The organism is Escherichia sp. AM3 (genome assembly GCF_032029835.1).
Taxonomy (GTDB): domain Bacteria; phylum Pseudomonadota; class Gammaproteobacteria; order Enterobacterales; family Enterobacteriaceae; genus Escherichia; species Escherichia coli.
Window position 1 is genome coordinate 1 of sequence record NZ_JAVUPQ010000771.1, and the last position, 318, is coordinate 318.

Here is a 318-nt window from a genome sequence, read left to right on the forward strand (position 1 = left end):
ATAACGGGTAAAATTAAGTAAAAAATACAGGGTATTTAACAGATTTCTGTTAATTTAATACCTTTAAAATCTATCTATAATTACAAGCACCTGCATTGTTGGAGAAACACATGACAGCAACACACGAGGCGGTAAAAACCCGCCACAAGGAGACCTCTCTCATTTTCCCGGTTCTGGCACTGGCTGTGCTGCTCTTCTGGGGAAGCAGTCAGTCATTGCCAGTGGTTGTGGGGATCAATATTCTGGCTCTGGTGGGTATTTTAACCAGTGCATTTAGCGTGGTACGCCATGCGGATGTGTTAGCCCACCGTCTTGGAG

Annotated in this window: 1 pseudogene; it reads left to right on the plus strand. The window is 44.3% G+C overall.

What is annotated here, in order from left to right:
* Positions 1-110 precede the first annotated feature (110 nt).
* Positions 111-318 (plus strand): annotated as a pseudogene (locus tag RTW80_RS28290) (sodium-potassium/proton antiporter ChaA); the annotation flags it as partial.